Below are 18,023 nucleotides of genomic sequence, written 5' to 3'. Positions count from 1 at the left end.
AGCCGAGTGATGAGTGCAACCCCGCAGGGCGCAACCCCTTACTACTATGTGCCAGCCGAATCCAGCCATCCCGTGATGGCGGCCATCGGTCTGTTCTTTGTGATTCTGGGCGCAGGCACCTGGATCAATGGTCACGAATGGGGAATGTATTCCCTGTTCGTCGGTCTGGTCTGGTGGCTGGCCGTGCTGTTCGTCTGGTTCCGCGATGCAGCGCGCGAAAGCGAGGCCGGGCTCAACAGCCGCAAGATCGACCTGTCCTACCGCTGGAGCATGAGCTGGTTCATCTTCTCGGAGGTGATGTTTTTCGGCGCCTTCTTCACTGCGCTGTGGTGGGCTCGCGCGCACTCGGTGCCGGCACTGGGCAGCCTGGCCAACGAGCTGCTGTGGCCCAACTTTCAGGCCGTGTGGCCCAGTGTGGCCCCCGGTGCCACGGCGTCGCCCGCGAATATTGTCGAGCCCTTCAAGACCGTGGGCCCGTTCTGGCTGCCTACCATCAACACGGCGCTGCTGCTGAGCTCGGGCGTGACGCTGACCATCGCCCACCATGCGCTGCAGATCAACAACCGCGCGCGCTGCATCAGCTTCATGTGGATGACGGTGATTCTGGGCTTTGTCTTCCTCTGCGTGCAGGGCTACGAGTACCACCATCTCTACAACGACTACAACCTCAAGCTCAACTCCGGTGTTTTCGGTTCGACCTTCTACATGCTGACGGGCTTTCACGGCTTCCACGTGCTGGTGGGCATGCTGATGCTGTTCTTCATCACCATCCGCCTGATGAAGGGCGACTTTACCGACAAGCACCACTTCGGCTTCGAAGGCGCGGCCTGGTACTGGCACTTTGTGGACGTGGTCTGGGTCTTTCTCTACATCCTCGTGTACTGGATGTAAGACATTCAAAAATAGAAGCGTCTTGCGTATGACCCACATCGATTTCAGCATCAAATAATGCTGAATTCGATGAGTGGAAGGCGCAAGGTGCTTTTGTTTTGGGAGCGTTATCCAGCGCGACGCAAAGCGGTCTATTGCCCGGGCTGCCAGCCCGTGGGCTGTATCCATCCCATCTTGGCCGCCAGCAGAACGCAGAGAAACAGCGCAACCGACAAAGCCACGCGCAGGGCCAGGGCGCGAAACATCTTGCGGCTGCGCTCGGCGTCGTCGGCCGCCGAGCTTTCGCTGCCGTCGCCCCTGCGCATCATGAAGAACAGCGCACTGCCAAGGCTCGCCAAGATGGCGAGAAAGGCGAGAATGATCACGAATTTCATGAACGGATTATCTGGTGCGCATTTCCCGATTTCCAGACCTCTGGCGGTTTCTACTGATTTCTGCGGCGGCCTTGATCTGCGTGGCCGCCACAGCATCGCTGGGCTTTTGGCAACTGGGCCGGGCAGCGCAGAAGCAGGCCATCTTTGATGCCATCACGCGCCAGCAGGCGCTGGAGCCCTGGCATAACGCACAACTGGCAGCAGAAGTGCGGCTGGCATCCGAATCCATCGGCCAAGCGCAACAGGCGACGCTGCTGCATCGACCCGTGCAACTGCAGGGCCAGTGGCTGGCCGAGCAGACCATCTTTCTCGACAACCGACAGATGCAGGGCAGAGCCGGCTTCTATGTGCTCACGCCTTTCAGACTGAGTGCGCCTCACGGGCACAGGGTCGTCGTCGTGCAGCGTGGCTGGGCACCACGCAACTTCATGGACCGCGCGCTCCTGCCCGAGGTGCAGACGCCTTCAGGCCTGGTCAGCATAGAGGGCCGGCTGGAGGCACCGCCGTCCAGACTGATGGAGCTGGAAGCGGCCCATGGAGGGGCAGACCCTGATGAGCAAAAGTCGCGCATCCGACAGAATGCAGACATTGCCCTGTGGGCGCAGCAAGGTGGCTTGCCGCTGCTGGCTCTGAGCGTGGTGCAAAGCGGCAGCGCCAGCGAAGGTTTGCTGCGCGACTGGCCGCAGATCAATGCCGGTGTGCAAAAGCACTACGGCTATGCCTTTCAGTGGTTCGGACTCAGTGTCTTGGTGGTGTTGCTCTATGTCTGGTTTCAACTCGTCCGACGCTTTTACCCCGGCCGCCGCGCAGCGCAGCCCGAGGGATGAACCGCTGAGCTTTGCGGTCCACAGTCTGCCCGATCCCGCGCAGAGCCAGGCACGGCAGATGCAGGCGCGAAGCGGTCGCTGGAAGATGCTGGCCGTGCTGCTGGTCTGTGCGGCGCCGGTGCTGGCCTCCTACTTCACCTACTACGTGTTGCGTCCCTCGCAGCAGCGCAGCTATGGCGAGCTGATTGCCGAGCAGCCCGGCCTGCCCGAAGTGCAGGGGCAGACGCTGGACGGCCGCAGCGTGAATCTGAGCAGCCTCAAGGGCCAGTGGCTGCTGCTCAGCACCAGTGCCGGAGCCTGCGGGCAGCGCTGTCAGGACCATCTCTATCTGCAGCGTCAGCTGCGTGAAACCCTGGGCCGCGAAAAAGACCGGCTGGACTGGGTCTGGCTCATCAGCGACCAGCAGCCCGTGCCTGAAAAAATCCTGCCTGCTGCCGAGCAAGCCACAACGCTGCGTGTGCCCGCTACAGTCATCGACAACTGGCTCAAGCCCGAGGTCGGGCATGCACTGGACGAGCATCTGTATGTGGTCGATCCGCAGGGTCACTGGATGATGCGCTTTCCTGCAAACATGGACAAAGCCACGGCCGGCAAGGCCAAGCGCGATCTGGAGCGGCTGCTGCGCGCCTCTGCCTCATGGGACGAGGCCGGACGGGCTACGGCCGATGCAGCACGCAAATAGGTGTTGAAACCGGCTTTAGCCTGCTTTCGCAAGGCACTGCCAGCCATCTGAATCACAGTCAGCGAGGAGGGCCGCATGCAGGCAGAAATCTCGGAATTGAAAGGCGCTGCTTCGGCGGCAGGAACTGCTGCTTCGCGCTGGGCGCAGTACCACGCGCTGACCAAGCCCAAGGTGGTGCAGCTCATCGTCTTTTGCGCCTTCATCGGCATGGTGCTGGCCGTGCCGGGCGTTCCCGGCTGGCAGGACTGGGGCCGCATGCTGGTGGCCTGTGCCGGTATCTGGCTGGTGGCTGCGGCGGCAGCAGCCTTCAACTGCCTGGTCGAGCGCAGCATCGATGCGCGCATGAAGCGCACGGCCTGGCGGCCCACGGCACGCGGCGAGCTCTCGCATTCCCAGGCCTTGCTGTTTTCGGCCTTGCTGTGCGCCGCAGGGGCCGCCATCTTGCTGCTGGCCGTGAACGTGCTCACGCTATGGTTGACGCTGGCCACCTTCATCGGCTACGCCGTGATCTACACCCTGGTGCTCAAACCCCTGACGCCGCAGAACATTGTCATCGGCGGGGCATCGGGTGCCATGCCGCCCGTTCTGGGCTGGGCGGCGATGACGGGACAGGTAGGGCATGAAGCCCTGCTGCTTTTTCTCATCATCTTTCTCTGGACGCCGCCGCATTTCTGGGCGCTGGCGCTGTACCGAGTGGAGGATTACCGCCGCGCCGGTCTGCCCATGCTGCCGGTCACGCATGGCAATGCCTTCACGCGGCTGCAGGTGTTTCTCTATACCCTGGTGCTGTTCGCCGGCTGTCTGCTGCCTTTTGTGGTGGGCATGAGCGGCTATCTCTACCTTTTTGCCGCAGTGATTCTGGGGTTGGGCTTTTGCGGTTATGGTTGGGCACTGCTGCGCAACTACTCGGATGCGCTGGCACGCAAGACCTTCCGCTTTTCCCTGATCCATCTGAGCCTGCTGTTTGCCGCGCTGCTGGTGGATCATTACCTGGCCTGACCGATCATGGATAAACGAGGTGCGCTGCGCGTACTCGGCGCTTTAGGCGCCGCAACACTGGCCGGTGCGGCCACATTGACATTGACTGGCTGCAAGGACGATAGCAAGCCCAAGTTTCAGGGCGTGGATGTGACGGGTGCAGACTACGCCAAGGACATTCCGCTCACCGATGTCCACGGAAAAAAGCGCAGTCTCAAGGACTTCTCGGGCAAGGTGGTGGCCGTGTTCTTCGGCTACACCCAGTGCCCCGATGTCTGCCCCACCACGCTGCAGGAGTTGCTTGAAGTCAAGCAGGCGCTGGGAGCCGATGGCGACAAGCTGCAGGCCGTGTTTGTGTCGCTGGACCCCGAGCGTGATACGCCTGAGGTGCTCAAGGCCTATCTGGCCAACTTCGATGAGAGCTTTGTGGGGCTCAGCGGTACGGTAGAGGAGATTGCTGCCGTGGCCAAGGATTTCAAGATTTTCTTCAAGAAGGTGCCAGGCAAGGTTGACGGAACTTACACCCTCGATCATTCGGCCGGTACCTATCTTTTCGATCCCCAGGGCCGCTTGCGCGTGTACGAGCGCTACGGCGCGGGGCCGCAGTTGCTGACTCAGGACGTGAAGGCACTGCTGGGCTGAAGCGGTCGCCATCGGCGGCATTGGCCTCGGGTTTTGAAATTTATTGTTACATGTTGGCGTTTGATATAGCGCAAGGAGAGCATGCGATGTCGCGCGCATAGTGAGCGACTTCAAACACTTGGCAAGGCTCGATCCGACTCGTCTAGAGTTGGGCATGTAGGCCGTTGATGCAGCATGGGAAGTGGCTGCACGCAGGGACGCCAGAGTGGATATCTGGAGTCCGTGTATGGCCGAGTGCCCTTTTTCTTCAATGCTCAAACCGGTGTCTGAACCAGCGCTGGCGGATTGCCAGCGCCGGCTGCGGCTGGCCATGTCGGCCTGGCAGGAGGGGGTGAGTCTTTCCGTCATGCTGAGCCGGCGTGAGCAGCAGGCGCTGGATGCCGCTCCGGACGGCATTTTGCTGGTGGACCGCAACGGTAACATCGTGACGGCCAATGCCGCCATGCAGGCCATTTCAGGCTACGGGCGCGGCGAGCTCGAAGGGCAGGCGCTGGACATGCTGCTGCCGCCCGAGTTTCAGGCCGGGCATGGCCATTACCTGCGCAGCTACTTCGCCCAGCCATCGCGCCGGCCCATGGGGCTGGGCGGCGTGCTGTGGCTGCAGCGCAAGCAGGGCAATGCCGTGCCGGTGGACATTGCTCTTGGCTATTTTGGCGATGACGACAAAGGTCTGGCCATAGCCTTTGTGCGCGATGTGACGGAGCTGCATCAGATGCAGCAACGCCTGAAGTTCCAGGCTACCAAGGACACCTTGACCGGCCTCAACAATCGCTGGCAATTCGGCCAGGAGCTGCAGGAGCAACTCAAGCTGGCGCAGGCCGACGGCGAAGCACTGGCCCTGCTGCAACTTGATCTCGACAACTTCAAGGCCATCAATGACGGCTACGGCCATGCCGCAGGCGATCAACTGCTGCGGGAGGTCGCCAGGCGGCTGAAGTCCCAGCTGCGCAGCGAGGGTGCTCTGGCACGCCTGGGTGGCGACGAATTCATGGTGCTGCTGGTGGGTGAGAATGCGGCCCGGGCCCGTTTCTGGAGCGAGCAGATACTGGCGGCGCTCTCCATCCCCTTCAAGCATGACGGGCTGGCGCTGGATTTTGGTGCCAGCGTGGGCATTGCCCTTTATCCCGACGATGCGCAGACCGGCGACGACCTGATGCGCTTTGCCGATATGGCCATGTACAGCGCCAAGGGCCAGGGGCGCGGCCATGCGGTGTTTTTCGAACCCGCCATGGGCAAGGAAATGGCCGAACGCGTGCAACTGGCCGAGCGCTTGCGCATGGCGCTCAGCTATGGTGGCTTGCAACTGCATTACCAGCCTCAGGTCAAGGTCGAGAGTGCCGCAGTGGTGGCTGTGGAGGCCTTGCTGCGCTGGCATGATCCCTTGCTGGGCAATGTCAGTCCGGCGCGCTTTATCCCGGTGGCCGAGGCCTCGGGCCAGATCGTGGCTCTGGGCAACTATGTGCTCGACGCAGCCTGCAAGCAGATCGCTTTGTGGCTCAAGGCAGGTACGCCGTTGCGGGTAGCGGTCAATCTTTCTGCCTATCAACTGCGGCAGGTGAATCTGGTCGAGCAGGTCAGCAGCTGTTTGCAGCGCTATCAGGTACCGCCGCAATGGCTGGAGCTGGAGGTAACCGAATCCCAGGCCATGATCAATCCCGCTCAGGGGAGCGAAGTGCTGCAGGCTCTAGCGCGGCTGGGAGTAACGATTGCGCTGGATGATTTCGGCACCGGCCATTCGTCATTGGCCTATCTGCAATATCTGCCGCTGCAGCGCGTCAAGCTGGGGCGGGAGTTTCTGTTTCCCTCGCCTTGTCGGGACCGGCTGATGGGCGGCATTGTGCATATGGCCCATGCGCTGGATCTGGAGGTCGTGGCCGAAGGTGTCGAAGAACTCGATCAGCTGCAGCTGCTGCGCGACATCGGCTGCGAGTTTTTCCAGGGCTGGCTGCATTCGCGCGCCATGCCCGCCGAGCAGGTGCGGGACTGGCTGGCAGTGGTTTGACGGGATTAGCGTGGCTGCCGCTTCCAGTCAGGCTCGGGAAAATGCTCGTTGGATGCGGTGACGATCAGGTCCAGCACCGGCTTGCCATCTTCGTCGAAGCGCACTCCGGGGCCCCAACGCGCCTGTTGGCGCTGGCCCGAGAACCAGAACAGCTTGCGCTCCCAACTGCCGGGCTTGGGCGGCTTGCGGTTGGCCTGAATCAGGTGCTCCTGTATGCGTTGCAGGCCTGCCGTGAGACGCCACGGAGCCAGTTGCAGAAGAGCGGCTCGCAGCTCTTGCGCCCAGGCCTCTGGCGCGGGCGAGAAGCGCTGGAATGACTGACCTGCTGCTAGTCTTCGCACGCGTTCGTGCAGCTCGATGCCATACAGTGCGCAGGCCTCGCTGACCTTGCCTTGTGCCATCAGATTGCGTGCCTTGCGCTCCAGAGCCGAGTCCTTGGGGGCCTCTGCTGACGACCACAGCCAGCGGGCATCGCTCCATTGATGGCGGCAGTTGTAGAGAAACTCGGACGACAGAAGCAATTGCCAGCCGGGCATCTTCGACTGCATGACCGATCGAACCATCAGGCAGGGCTGGCGCTTGCGAGTGGCAGGGCCATAAGCCGCGAGTATGGCGGTGGTGCGCGCTGCAGGTCGTCCGCGATCATCGCGCGGCCAGGATTGAAGCAGGCGCACGGGGTCGATGGCCGCCATATCGGCCTGCAGCTGTTCGAGCGCCGGCCCGGCATCGGCAAGCGTGTCCAGCATGCCGAGGTTCAGATCCTGATCCATCGCGGGTACACAGGCTTCAGTCTCGTCGGTATATGGACTTCGGGCCATGGCCTGGATGGTGACCTGTGCCGGCGCTGCATCAGGCACTGCACGCCACTCATGCAGCAGCTGTGCAAAGCGCCCGGGGTTGCAGCTGACTTCATGGTGTATGACTTCACCGGCCGCATCGCGCAGCGTGATCCAGGCATGAAGCCGATGCTCCGCGTCCAACTGCATGGTCTCCTCATACCTGGTGGCCGAGAAAGCGCCGTTACCGCCGTGGTGCACAAAGAATTCGACATCCATGAAGCCGGCTGCCACGTTGCTGGTAATGCGTGTTCTGGCAGCGTCCTTGTGTTCGGCCTGGCAATCCGGCAGCTGCAGCCATTGCTGCGAAATCTGGGCAATCAAGTCTTGCATGAAGAAGATGAAAAAAGCGCCTGAGCTGCGTCAGTCGTCAAAAAGACCGATGTAGCTCAGTCCGTTGTAGAGTTTGTCCGGATCGGTGATCTGCTCGGTGGGGTCGGCATAGACAAACATGGCGTTGGCCGTGTGAATGCCTTGGGCCTCGCAGGCCTGCACGATGAGCGCGAGCGATGTGTCGGAGTCCAGAGTGCTGTGGCTCACCAAGGCAGAGACAGGACCAGGCTCGGGAAGCCAGATCATCAGCAGCAGGTCTTCGTCGAACAGAAATTTCCTGCCCAGATCCCGGCAGAAGCCGCAGCCCGTGACATCTTCGCTGCTGCTTTCGATATCTTCGACTTCCAGCTCCCAGTAGCTGTCTGCATGGTCGAAGTAGCGGCCAAACTCCGCCTCGCCCAGCGGCGTATTGCCGATCCAGAAATGCAATGCGGAAAAAGGCGCGGGCGGCGGTGTCGGACCCAGCTCCTCGACCCAGTCGAACAGGGTTCCGGACTTGAGGCGGTGGCGCTTTTCCAGCTCCGGAAACCCGCCGCCGGGTGTGCGGTTCAGCGCTTCGTCCACCAGAGCCTTGCGAAATGCCAGCGAATAGGTCTTGCCGGATTTGTTTTCAGATTTCATTGGACGGGTCCGTAGTGCATGACCACCAGCTTGTTCAGGGGCTCCGGGTAGTCCCAGAAGGCTTCTTCGAGCTCCTGCAACTGCTCATGCTCGGCATCCGTCAGCAGTGCTGGCAGATCGGAGTAGTCCACATTTTCTGGGCCCTCTTCGAAGCGCTTGAGCACCGCAAACATGTTCTGCAGACACTGGCGCGTGATGGGCGCGCCTATGGCCTGCAGAGCCTGCAGGGTGAGCTGATGGTTGGCCAGCCCCCAGTTGCCCAGGAACTGCAGAAAGCCGCCGTTGTTGATATCGGCTTCCATGCGCCATAGAGCCACCAGCTCATGCTGGACCGGAGATATCCGGGTGACGTCCCATTTGGCGGCGAGCAGCGCGCCCATAGCCTGGTTGTAGAGACTGTCCTGATCCAGGTCCCAGATGCTGACCATGCCTGCGGGAGATGGCTGCCACAGCGCCGGCCAGTTCAGGCCGTGATCCTCGTCGGTCAGAACCCAGTGCAGCCTTTGATCGGGCGCGGCGCTTTCCAGGCGGATATGCCGTTTGATGGGCTCGGCCAGTTCACGTCCGTCGGCCAGTGCAAGCCAGATGGTCTGCTCGTCGATGCGAACGCCTGTGATGCGGTTGCTTTGTGGGTTCATGGTTCAGCTTTGTGCGGCGGTCTGATCCATCACCGTCTCGGCGGCCCGGTGCATCTTGGCCAGCTCGCGCGCGGGGACAGGGTGCTCGCCGTTGGCCATGCGTGTCAGCAGCGAGTGCAGCATCTCGGTGGACAGGCCGTGCAGCACCAGACGGTAGGCGGCATACAGGGTGGACAGCGGCACCATGGGGTGCTTGTTGTTGAGCAGCACCAGATGCTCGGGCGAGGCCAGGATCTTGGCGCAGTAGATGGCAACGGTTTCGTCGAGCTGCAGCGAGTTGCTGGCGCGCCAGAAGTCGTTGTCGGTCAGCAGCAACTGGTAGATGGGCGTGTACAGCTCGATGGCGCTTTGCAGGTCGATGACGTTGAAGCGTCCGCGCGGCATGTCTTCGAGCCTGAGATCGGGCTCGCGGATCATGGAGAAATCGGGTTCGGCCACGGGTACCAGTTCCTGCCCGTTCTCGCGCAGTGCCTTGTTCAGGCGAATCACGAAGTTGAAGAGGTTGAGGTCGTGCTTGAGAAACAGCTCGTCCTTTACATCGTCGATTTCCATGGGCATCAATGGCGCGGTGCTGACCTTGGTCGGGGCATTGGCGGCGACGAAGGCCAGTACCTGGGAGCCCAGATTAAAGTGGCGCATGATGAGCCAGTTGGCCTCTGGCGAGAGAAACTTCTTCATGCCGAAGGCCAGCAGGCGGTGCAGCAGCATGGAGTGCGACCAGCGCTTGGGCAGAAAGATCTTCAGCGCCTGAATGATGATCATGGACAGCCGCGCCAGCGGCCGCATGGCCGGCAGAAAGAACTGGCGCGAGCTGCTGCTGCAGTCGCGCAGCCAGGCGGCTTTGACGTCATCGGGCAGAGGTGTGCTCTGGTCGAGGTAGAGCGCCAGCCAGGGGCTGGGGTCGCGCTCGTCCCAGACATGGTCGTTGAACTCGTTCTTCATGAATCCTCCCGGTGCTTCTTGCTGTTTCTGGTTAGCGCTCGGTCAGCACATGTTGGAACTGCATCAGGTACATGGCGGCCGTGTTGCGTGCGGTCTGCAGTATGGCCTGCTGGGCCGTGCCTTCGCTGTCCAGCTCCAGCGCCATCTGCACGGCCAGCAGCCAGCGCTCCAGGTGGTTCTCGTCGTTGGCACCGTGGTATTCGAGAAAGCGGAAGGCATCGGGCGGCAGCGGCAGGCTCTGGCGCAGCAGGGGCAGCAGGCTGGGAACGATGCGCTGGCCCGTGCCTTCGATGATGTAGATGGCGCCCAGCAGGCCGATCGGGTTGGGCGTGGCAGCCAGGCTGTGCAGATAGGCATTGAGCGCTTCGCCGCCGGGGTTGCGGCGCAGGCGGTTGATGTCGGTCTCGGTGCCGCCGGCCTTCAGATAGTCGCTGTGCAGAATCTTGAAGTCGTTCTGCTCCTCACCAGCATGCAGGTCGATCAGCGAGGCCAGCGTGGCGTAGTCACCGGTCAGCGAGGCCGCGCCTTCGCGCATCCACAGACTGCCTTCGCGCACCTGGGGAATCCAGTGGCTCATCCAGCGCAGATAGTCGGTGATCTGCAACTGGCGTGTGCGCATGCGCTGGAGCAGGGGCGTGCGCCAGACATTGCTGCGGTAATCCTGCCAGATGCTGGCCAGCTCTGTCAGCAGCGGAGCCAGCTGCGATGGCGCAGCGGCCGGGTCATGGGGCGCGGCGATGGTCGAAACATCGGGAAGCGCGTCATCTGCTTGCGCCGTAGTGTGCACGGATTTCTGAGGGAAATTGGCCTCAATCGCTTTGTGTGTCTGCGTGTCAAGCTCTACTTCCCATAGCATATAGCCTGCGGTGAAGCGGCCCGACTCAGGGATGAAGCAGAGCACGGTGTCGCCGGCTTTCAGGCTCTGGCCCTGCTTTTGCAGAAACTCCGACAGCATGATGAAGATGGAGGCTGCACCCGTGTTGCCGCGCCAGGCCAGATTGCTCCACCAGCGCTCGCGTGGAATGCTGAGCTGGGCCTTGCCCAGCAGCTCGTCGACCACGGGAATGAAGCGCTCCGACGAGTAGTGGCAGAGAAAGTGGTCGATGCCGCGTTCGGGCACCCAGCCCTGGTGGGCCAGGGCTGCATATTCGTGAATGCAGACATCGAACAGATGCGGTAGCAGGCGAATGTCTTGGCGCAGTGCCAGGGCGCCAGCGGCTTCGGCGTCGCTCCAGGCAGGGAAATCCAGATGGCTTTTGCCGCGATCGGCAGTCATGCCCAGCTGCATGCACACGGGGTAGTCGCCAGCAAAGCTGCGCTGGTGCGTCCACTTGAGCTTGAGGCGCAGTCCGTTGACCTGGGGCAGGGCCTTGGGGCCGCCCAGCAGAACGGCGCCCGCGCCGTCGGACAGCATCCAGCGCAGAAAGTGGGCGTCGAAATCGGTGTCATAGCCCTGGGCTGCAAAGCGCGAACGCTTGAAAAGGCGCGAGGGCATTTCGCTGGCCACCGACAGGGCCAGCGCATGGGCGCCGCTTTCCACGGCCATGGCTGCGGCCTGCATGGCGCCCACACTGGCGGCGCAGACCCCATGCACAGAAAGCGTTTCCATGGGCGGGGCGGCCATTTCGCCCTGAATCATGCTGGCAAAGCCGGGCATCAGCGCGTCCCCCCCCGAGGAGCCGCTGGACAGAAAGCCGATATCGCCGAGCTTTTTGCCAGCCAGGGCCAGAGTCTCCTCGATGGCTCCGGCTGCCATCTGGGCGTTGCTGAATACCGTCTGGCCTTCACCATCGATGGCGTAATGACGGGTCTGGATGCCGTTTTCGGCCAGGATGCGGCGCTTGATGCGCTCGGAGATGCGGTTCAGCGGCGCGACAAACGCATCCATGCCAGCATTGTCCACCGGGGTACCAGGCAGAAACATGCCGGCAGATTGCAGATAGACGTTGGAATAGGCAACAGGCATAGATCCTCAACAGGTTTTTACTTCACAGCGTCGGGCGGCATCTGCGGCTGGGTTCTTGCCGCGGGCCAGACCAGACCCAATACAAACACGCGTCCCATATAAGGCAGCAGGCCACCTTCGTTCAATGCAGGTGTGACCCGTTGACGGTAAATGCGCTCATGCAGTCCGCTCAGTTCGGACCAGTGCGCATGCGGGCATTCATGGTGCGCGGTGTGCAGGCCAATATTAAAAAGCAGGGGGTTGACCAAGCCTTCAAAGTTGCGCGCGTAGTTCAGCTCGATACCTGGAGTATTGCGCTGTGCTCTGCTCAGCGGCCTTCCATCGGCGTGGGCATGTTGCAGGTAGTTGGTAGCCAGCAGCCAGTGCAGGCCGTGCAACTGGGGAACGATGATGAAGAGCAACGCCTTTTGCCAGTCCAGCCAGAGAAAGAAGCCCCAGCTTCCCAGCCACAGCGCGTATTGCCCCATGCAGTAGCGAAAGGCGCCAGGCCAGTGACGGTGCAGATTGTTCAGCCAGCGAAAGAACAGCGGATACAGCACAAAAGCCGCCTGCACCGGGTGAATCAGATAGCCCCACAGATGATTGGTATCGCCGCCCCATTCTGGCCGGTAGGTGCGTGCCAGATCGCACGGTCCATGGCGAAATCGATGGTGATTGGCCACATGGGCGGGCCAGAACACAAAGGTGGGGTGGCCTTGAAGCAGGGTCAGCCAGTAATCGGTGAAGCGGTTGGTCCAGCGCCCCCACCACATGCGCACATGGGTGTGGTTGTGGTGAATAACGCCTATTCCCAATGTCAGAAACAGCTCGATGCCGTAGAGAATGAAGCTGAAGCCATGCCTCCATTGCCACCACACGAGCAGCGGCAGCAGGAGCATGTAGAAGACGGATTGCCAGTCCCGCCAGTGGCGCAGGACTGGATATCGGCGCTGGCCTGGGTGCCTGCTCATTCAGTGACTGGAGCTTTTGGGGGTGTTGTCTGCGACCCGCGTGCGCATGAGCTGGTCCATGAAGGCCAGCGCAAAGCCATAGTTGCCTGCCGGGCGCGCGTGGTGCAGATGGTGACGGCGGCTGGCGGCCAGTGGATGGGTGTCGGGGACTGAGGGGAAAAAATCGTAGTTGGAGTGGCCGATCAGATTCAGGATCAGGCTCAACACCGGCACCGAGGCCAGCGACCAGAAATAGAAGTCATGCACCAGCATGGGCAGCAAGATGATGTTGCCCAGCATCAGTGCCTCGATGGGGTGGAAGCTGTAGGTGGACCAGGGGGTTGTCACCACGGAGCGGTGATGGTCGCCGTGATAGCGCACCAGGCGGCGCGTGTGCAGCAGGCGGTGGTTGATCCAGAAGTGCACATCGTTCCAGATCAGCAGCGCAAAGATCTCCACAGCGATGCGCCCGGCGCTGGCGGTGGGCGAGAGCTGGGCCCAGCCTAGTTGCAGAAAGCCCCATGGAACGATCATGCCTGTGCCGAAGATCAGTATGGAATGAAAGGACTGGCGCCATTCACGCTTTAGCTGATCGGGCTTGAGCGGGCGCGTATCGAGCGGCCTGCCTATGCCCGCGCGCGCGAGGGCCGCTGTCAGTGCTGCCATGAGCAGGCCGCCCAGCAGATAAATACCCCCGAAAAAAACCAGGCCCAATGCCATGACTTGCCAGGCATTGAGCTGCGTGAACCAGGTACCAGCGTCCATGAAGGCTCCAAAAGCGGTGGCGCTGCCCTAGATACAACAATGCGCCCGACGGCATAGCGTAAACCCATGCCTGTCGGGCGCATGATAAAGGACGCCGCAGTAGCTCTCGTTGATACCCGGAGTCGCTTCAGCGTGTGGGATGGAGGGAAACAGGCGCACTTCATCTGCGTGACAGCGAGCAAGCGCCGCCGCGCAGCGAGGCCGTCGTCCCCCTCGGGGGAAGCCGCAAAGCGGCTCAGGGGGCGTGTTTACTGCGCCGTGATTCCCTGCTCGCGAATGATGGTGCCCAGCGCCTTCACATCCTGCTGGATGCGGTTGCTCAGGCCCTCGGGCGAGCTGCCCACGGCTTGCCAGCCTTGCATGGACAGCTTCTGGCGCATCTCGGGCGTACGCACGATCTCGCTGACGGCGGCTGCCAGCTTGTCCACATGGGCCTTGGGCATGGATCTGGGAGCAGCCACGGCGTTCCAGATTTCCAGATCAAAGTTGTTGACGCCGAGCTCTTTGAGGCTGGGAAGGCCGGGAGCCAGCGGGCTGCGTGCCGCAGAGGTCACTCCAATGCCGTGCAGCTTGCCGGCCTGAATCTGTGCCATTGCCAGTGCCGGAGGGAGCATGGACAGCTTCAAATCGCCGCCCTGAATGCCGTTGAACACTTGGGGGTAGCCGGTATAGGGCACGTGCACGGCCTTGATGGCCGAGCGGCTCTTGAGCAGTTCCATGCCCAGATGGCCCACGGTACCGACACCGGGCGAGCCATAGCTCCATTTGTCGCCAGCCTTGGCGGCCGCTTCCATGAAGGCTTTGCCTTGTGGGGCCGACGCGGGGGCTACCAGCACCAGCGGAGCCACGCCGATCAGGCTCACGGGCTGCAGGTCCTTGATGGGGTCATAGCGCACGGCAGGGTTGAGCATCTTGGCAATGGTCATATTGCCGTTGATCATCACGCTGAAGGTGTAGCCATCAGCCTTGGCGACATATTCGCCGGCGATATTGCCGCCGGCCCCCACGCGGTTCTCCACGATGATGGTCTGACCCAGCTTCTTCTCCAATGGCTCGGCCAATGCGCGGGCCGTCAGATCGGGCGAGGAGCCTGCGGGAAAGCCCACGATCAGATGCAGGGGCTTGTCGGGCCAGTTGTCGGCTGCCATGGTGGCTGGAGCCATTGCTGTCGCCACCATGGCGACTCCTGCTGCAACCAGGCTGCGGCGGGACAGGTTCTTCAGGATGCGCGAAGTGCGAATAGGCATGGCAGGTCTCTTGTGAATTCTTGATGGTTGATGGCTGCCCATGAGTGCAGCATGTCTTTCGACAAATAAAAAACCCGGAAATTATCCGGGTTTGAGGTTCAGCATTTCAGCCTTTTTAAGCCTTGCTGCGCAAGTTGGCGTTTACGCAAACTCGGCCAGCGCTTTTTTCATCTTTTTCATGGCGGCTACCTCAATTTGGCGAATGCGCTCGGCGCTCACACCGTATTCGGCAGCCAGCTCATGCAGCGTCATGCCGCCAGAGCCGTCGTCATTGACCTTGAGCCAGCGCTCTTCAACGATGCGGCGGCTGCGGTCATCCAGTCCCTCAAGGGCCATTACCAGGCCATCGGTTGCCAGATGATCGCGCTGGCGCGATTCAAGCATGGCTGTAGGCTCGTGACTGGCATCAGCCAGGTAGGCGATAGGGCCGAAGGCCTGTTCTCCATCATCACTGGGAGAGGGATCCAGCAGCACATCGCCACCGGCTAGACGGGTTTCCATCTCGATGACTTCCTCACGCTTGACGTTGAGCTTTGCAGCAACCGCGTCAATTTCGTTCGAGGTCAGCGTCTCGCGCAGGGCCAGCTCTTCGTCCGCCATGGCGGCATCGGACTTCAGGTCATGCTTCATCGAGCGCAGATTGAAGAACAGCTTGCGTTGGGCCTTGGTCGTGGCGACCTTGACCATGCGCCAGTTCTTCAGAATGTATTCGTGGATTTCCGCCTTGATCCAGTGCATGGCGTAGCTGACCAGACGCACGCCCTGATCGGGGTCGAAGCGTTTGACAGCCTTCATCAGGCCCACATTGCCTTCCTGAATCAGGTCGCCGTGAGGCAGGCCATAGCCCAGGTACTGGCGCGAGATGGAGACGACCAGACGCAGGTGAGACATCACCAGACGCCCGGCGGCGTCCAGATCATTGTGTTCTTTGAGCTTGCGAGCGTAGTCCTGCTCTTCCTCAAGGGTGAGCATTGGCATACGATTGACCGCCGAGATATAGGCATCCAGGTTGCCCAGCGGAGGTACCAGCGCCCAGGGGTTCGCGGGCGCCAAGGCAGTAGCAATGGAGCCGGAGGCAGTTTTCATTGCAGGTTTCCTTTCTTCCATGATCTTCATATTAGCACTCCGTTAGAGAGAGTGCTAAAGACAAAGTTCCCACAGCTTTTGTTGGTTTTTGACGGTTCAGGCGGCTCGTGTCGATTCGTGGAGAATTTTTTACATTCCCTTCGACCTCTCTCTTTCCTGGCATCTGCTGTAGTGCACTAGCTTGAATGAGAGGCCAGGTTGTGCAGGCTCGCTCTGATTAACGCCTCCAATGCCTTGGCCGCCGAGCTTCGAGGTGCGTGGCGGCGCATCACCATGCCCAAAGGACGTTGAATTCCGGGGGACGACAAAGGAATCTGCACAAGGCGGCCAGCTTGCAACAGCGATACGGCTGTTTCAGGTAGTGCGCTGATGCCCAGGCCCGCACTGACCAGAGCTCCTATGGTTGCAATATGGTCAACTTCAAAGACGGGAGCGAAATAGAGCCCTTTTGAGTGCAGATCCGCATCAATGTACTGGCGGACGCTGGCAGAACTGGGCATGGAGACATGCGGATAGTCCAAGGTGTTCTCGATCGGGACGGGACCTGCCTGCTTGGATAGAGGATGGTCATCGGGACAGATGAGAAAGAACTGGTCCTCCATCAATTGCTCATAGGCGAGGTCTTCTTGCTTGGGATCTGCTGCAGTGAGTGCAAAGTCGACCTTGCCATCACGAACGAGATCAAACGCAGGGCCCGATAAGGTATCAAGCAAGGACAAGCGTACCCCGGGATGAATCCGCGTGAATTCGGCAAAGACCTTTGGCAGCAGCGAGGCGGCCAAAGAAGGAAGTGCTGCAACCGTCACCGATCCCGTTCTGAGCTGGACGGTGTCCGTCACGGCCCGTAGGGCTCGCTGCGTATCTCGCAAGATCTCCTGGGCATGGGCAATAAAAACATGCCCCGCATCGGTCAGCTCGACAGCGCGAGTGGTGCGCTCAAACAGTCTTGCTCCGATTTGGGCTTCCACACGCGCAATCAGGGCCGACAGCGCAGATTGGGAGAGGTGAACCAGGAGGGCGGCTTGACCAAAGCTCTTGGTCTGGCTCAGGGCTACTACCGCTCTCAGGTCTTTGGTTGATAGATTGGCTTCCACCACAGCAGTATAGGTAGCGGAGCTGCAGCGTCCTGGAGCTCCGCTATCTTCGCTTATTCAGCCTTGATGTCGCTGTCTTTGATCAATCGGGCCCACTTGGCGTACTCGGCGTTGATGATCTTGGCCGACTCGTCCGGCGTGCTGTAGGTAGCAATAGTCCCCTGGGCGAGCATGGAGTCCTTGACATCCTGCTTGGACAGAATCACTTTCAGCGCTGAATTGATCTTCTGAATGACTGCACCTGGAGTTCCTGCAGGTGCCGAAAGTGCAAACATGGAGCTGACCTGCATGTCTGGAAATCCAGCTTCCACGGCAGTAGCGATGTCTGGAATCGAGGCAACGCGTTCTTTGGTCGTTGTGGCCAGGGCCCGGAGCTTGCCTGCCTTGATCTGGCTTTGTGCGGCAGGAACGGTGTCAATCATGGCGTTGACCTGACCGCCGAGCAGATCGGAAAGAGCGGGTCCGCTGCCTTTGTAGGGCACATGAACGACTTCAACCTGTGTCTGACGCTTGAACATCTCGATCGAGAGATGCTGAGGCGAGCCATTGCCTGCGGATGCAAACGTGACGCTGCCGGGGCTGGCCTTGGCAAGCGCTACCAGTTCCTTGACGGACTTCGCCTGAACATTGGGGTTGACCACAAATACCAGCGGAACGGTACCTACGACGGAGATATGAGAGAAGCTCTTATGGATGTCAAAAGGAGTCGCAGCAGGCGTTAGCGCTGCATTGATGGTGTGGCTTGTGAATGCACCCATCAGCAAGGTGTAGCCATCAGCAGGTGATTTGGCGACTTGACCTGCACCAAGGCTACCGCCAGCTCCGGCGCGATTGTCGACGACGAACTGCTGCCCGAGTGCGTCTGAAAGCTGCTTGGCAAGAACGCGGCCGATGACATCTGTCGCTCCGCCCGGCGCATAGGGAACCACCAGCCTCACGGGTTTGGTGGGGTAGTCAGTTTGCGCACAGGCTGCTCCCGATGCACCAGATGCGACGAGGGCGGTTGCAAGCAGGGTAACGAGCTTGCGGTGGCGCATGCCCGGATTGACGGGTTCTGTGGGTTTCATGAAGTCTCCTTAGGGTTTTCAGGTATGCGCTTTCTTGTTTGAGCGCTCGATTTTTCTTTTAATCAATAATATTATTAATAATCAGTGCATCAACAATGGTTAA

The 18,023-nt window shown here is 60.8% G+C and carries 18 protein-coding genes; 6 read left to right on the top strand and 12 right to left on the bottom strand.

Features of this window, described 5'->3' with window-relative positions; genetic code table 11:
- Positions 1-9 precede the first annotated feature (9 nt).
- The gene (locus tag Cth01_RS04590; protein ID WP_034353834.1) at positions 10-891 is read left to right on the top strand and encodes a cytochrome c oxidase subunit 3; all 882 of its coding nucleotides are present in this window, start codon (positions 10-12) and stop codon (positions 889-891) included.
- A 131-nt stretch (positions 892-1,022) separates the two neighbouring features.
- Here the strand turns inward: Cth01_RS04590 and Cth01_RS04585 are convergent, their stop codons facing one another.
- Positions 1,023-1,265 (bottom strand): twin transmembrane helix small protein, encoded by a 243-nt coding sequence (locus tag Cth01_RS04585; protein ID WP_034378115.1) that lies wholly within the window; start codon positions 1,263-1,265, stop codon positions 1,023-1,025.
- Positions 1,266-1,279: 14 nt separating this feature from the next.
- Between Cth01_RS04585 and Cth01_RS04580 the strand changes: the two genes are divergently transcribed.
- The 5 genes from Cth01_RS04580 (at position 1,280) to Cth01_RS04560 (ending at position 6,396) form a co-directional block, all read left to right on the top strand.
- Positions 1,280-2,092, top strand: coding sequence for an SURF1 family protein (locus Cth01_RS04580; RefSeq protein WP_045838621.1), 813 nt, complete (start codon positions 1,280-1,282; stop codon positions 2,090-2,092).
- Positions 2,028-2,774, top strand: coding sequence for a redox-active disulfide-containing membrane protein (locus tag Cth01_RS04575; RefSeq protein ID WP_082085633.1), 747 nt, complete (start codon positions 2,028-2,030; stop codon positions 2,772-2,774). The genes Cth01_RS04580 and Cth01_RS04575 overlap by 65 nt, the downstream gene beginning before the upstream one ends.
- Before the next feature lie 75 nt (positions 2,775-2,849).
- Positions 2,850-3,773 carry a heme o synthase gene (cyoE, locus tag Cth01_RS04570; RefSeq protein WP_045838620.1) on the top strand — a complete coding sequence of 308 codons (924 nt, stop codon included), beginning with the start codon at positions 2,850-2,852 and terminating at the stop codon, positions 3,771-3,773.
- A 6-nt stretch (positions 3,774-3,779) separates the two neighbouring features.
- On the top strand, positions 3,780-4,394 hold the full coding sequence (locus Cth01_RS04565; protein WP_034353824.1) for an SCO family protein: 615 nt from the start codon (positions 3,780-3,782) through the stop codon (positions 4,392-4,394).
- A gap of 226 nt (positions 4,395-4,620) precedes the next feature.
- Positions 4,621-6,396 (top strand): putative bifunctional diguanylate cyclase/phosphodiesterase, encoded by a 1,776-nt coding sequence (locus tag Cth01_RS04560; protein WP_034404815.1) that lies wholly within the window; start codon positions 4,621-4,623, stop codon positions 6,394-6,396.
- Positions 6,397-6,401: 5 nt separating this feature from the next.
- On the opposite strand, the gene Cth01_RS04555 is transcribed toward Cth01_RS04560, so the two are convergent.
- From Cth01_RS04555 to Cth01_RS04505, 11 genes are all read right to left on the bottom strand, one after another.
- Positions 6,402-7,565: a hypothetical protein gene (locus tag Cth01_RS04555; protein WP_045838619.1), complete on the bottom strand. Its 1,164-nt coding sequence runs from the start codon at positions 7,563-7,565 to the stop codon at positions 6,402-6,404.
- Positions 7,566-7,595: 30 nt separating this feature from the next.
- Positions 7,596-8,186, bottom strand: a complete 591-nt coding sequence (locus tag Cth01_RS04550; RefSeq protein ID WP_045838618.1) for an immunity 22 family protein — start codon at positions 8,184-8,186, stop codon at positions 7,596-7,598.
- Positions 8,183-8,824 (bottom strand): DMP19 family protein, encoded by a 642-nt coding sequence (locus Cth01_RS04545; protein ID WP_045838617.1) that lies wholly within the window; start codon positions 8,822-8,824, stop codon positions 8,183-8,185. The genes Cth01_RS04550 and Cth01_RS04545 overlap by 4 nt, the downstream gene beginning before the upstream one ends.
- 3 nt (positions 8,825-8,827) lie before the next feature.
- The gene (locus Cth01_RS04540) at positions 8,828-9,766 is read right to left on the bottom strand and encodes a DUF6999 family protein (protein WP_045838616.1); all 939 of its coding nucleotides are present in this window, start codon (positions 9,764-9,766) and stop codon (positions 8,828-8,830) included.
- A 31-nt stretch (positions 9,767-9,797) separates the two neighbouring features.
- On the bottom strand, positions 9,798-11,732 hold the full coding sequence (locus tag Cth01_RS04535; protein ID WP_045838615.1) for a StlD/DarB family beta-ketosynthase: 1,935 nt from the start codon (positions 11,730-11,732) through the stop codon (positions 9,798-9,800).
- 17 nt (positions 11,733-11,749) lie between these two features.
- Positions 11,750-12,682, bottom strand: a complete 933-nt coding sequence (locus Cth01_RS04530; RefSeq protein WP_045838614.1) for a fatty acid desaturase — start codon at positions 12,680-12,682, stop codon at positions 11,750-11,752.
- The gene (locus Cth01_RS04525) at positions 12,683-13,426 is read right to left on the bottom strand and encodes a sterol desaturase family protein (RefSeq protein WP_034353802.1); all 744 of its coding nucleotides are present in this window, start codon (positions 13,424-13,426) and stop codon (positions 12,683-12,685) included.
- A 248-nt stretch (positions 13,427-13,674) separates the two neighbouring features.
- Positions 13,675-14,673 (bottom strand): Bug family tripartite tricarboxylate transporter substrate binding protein, encoded by a 999-nt coding sequence (locus Cth01_RS04520; RefSeq protein ID WP_045838613.1) that lies wholly within the window; start codon positions 14,671-14,673, stop codon positions 13,675-13,677.
- Between the two features lie 141 nt (positions 14,674-14,814).
- Positions 14,815-15,759, bottom strand: coding sequence for an RNA polymerase sigma factor RpoH (gene rpoH / locus Cth01_RS04515; protein ID WP_003071304.1), 945 nt, complete (start codon positions 15,757-15,759; stop codon positions 14,815-14,817).
- A 176-nt stretch (positions 15,760-15,935) separates the two neighbouring features.
- The gene (locus tag Cth01_RS04510) at positions 15,936-16,853 is read right to left on the bottom strand and encodes a LysR family transcriptional regulator (protein WP_233425104.1); all 918 of its coding nucleotides are present in this window, start codon (positions 16,851-16,853) and stop codon (positions 15,936-15,938) included.
- Positions 16,854-16,906: 53 nt separating this feature from the next.
- Positions 16,907-17,920, bottom strand: coding sequence for a Bug family tripartite tricarboxylate transporter substrate binding protein (locus Cth01_RS04505; RefSeq protein ID WP_045838612.1), 1,014 nt, complete (start codon positions 17,918-17,920; stop codon positions 16,907-16,909).
- Positions 17,921-18,023 lie beyond the last annotated feature (103 nt).

Origin of the sequence: Comamonas thiooxydans (assembly GCF_000964545.1) — a bacterium.
Lineage (GTDB): Bacteria > Pseudomonadota > Gammaproteobacteria > Burkholderiales > Burkholderiaceae_C > Comamonas > Comamonas thiooxydans.
Note: the sequence above shows the minus strand (reverse complement) of the source record. Positions and strands in the feature narration are given on the sequence as shown.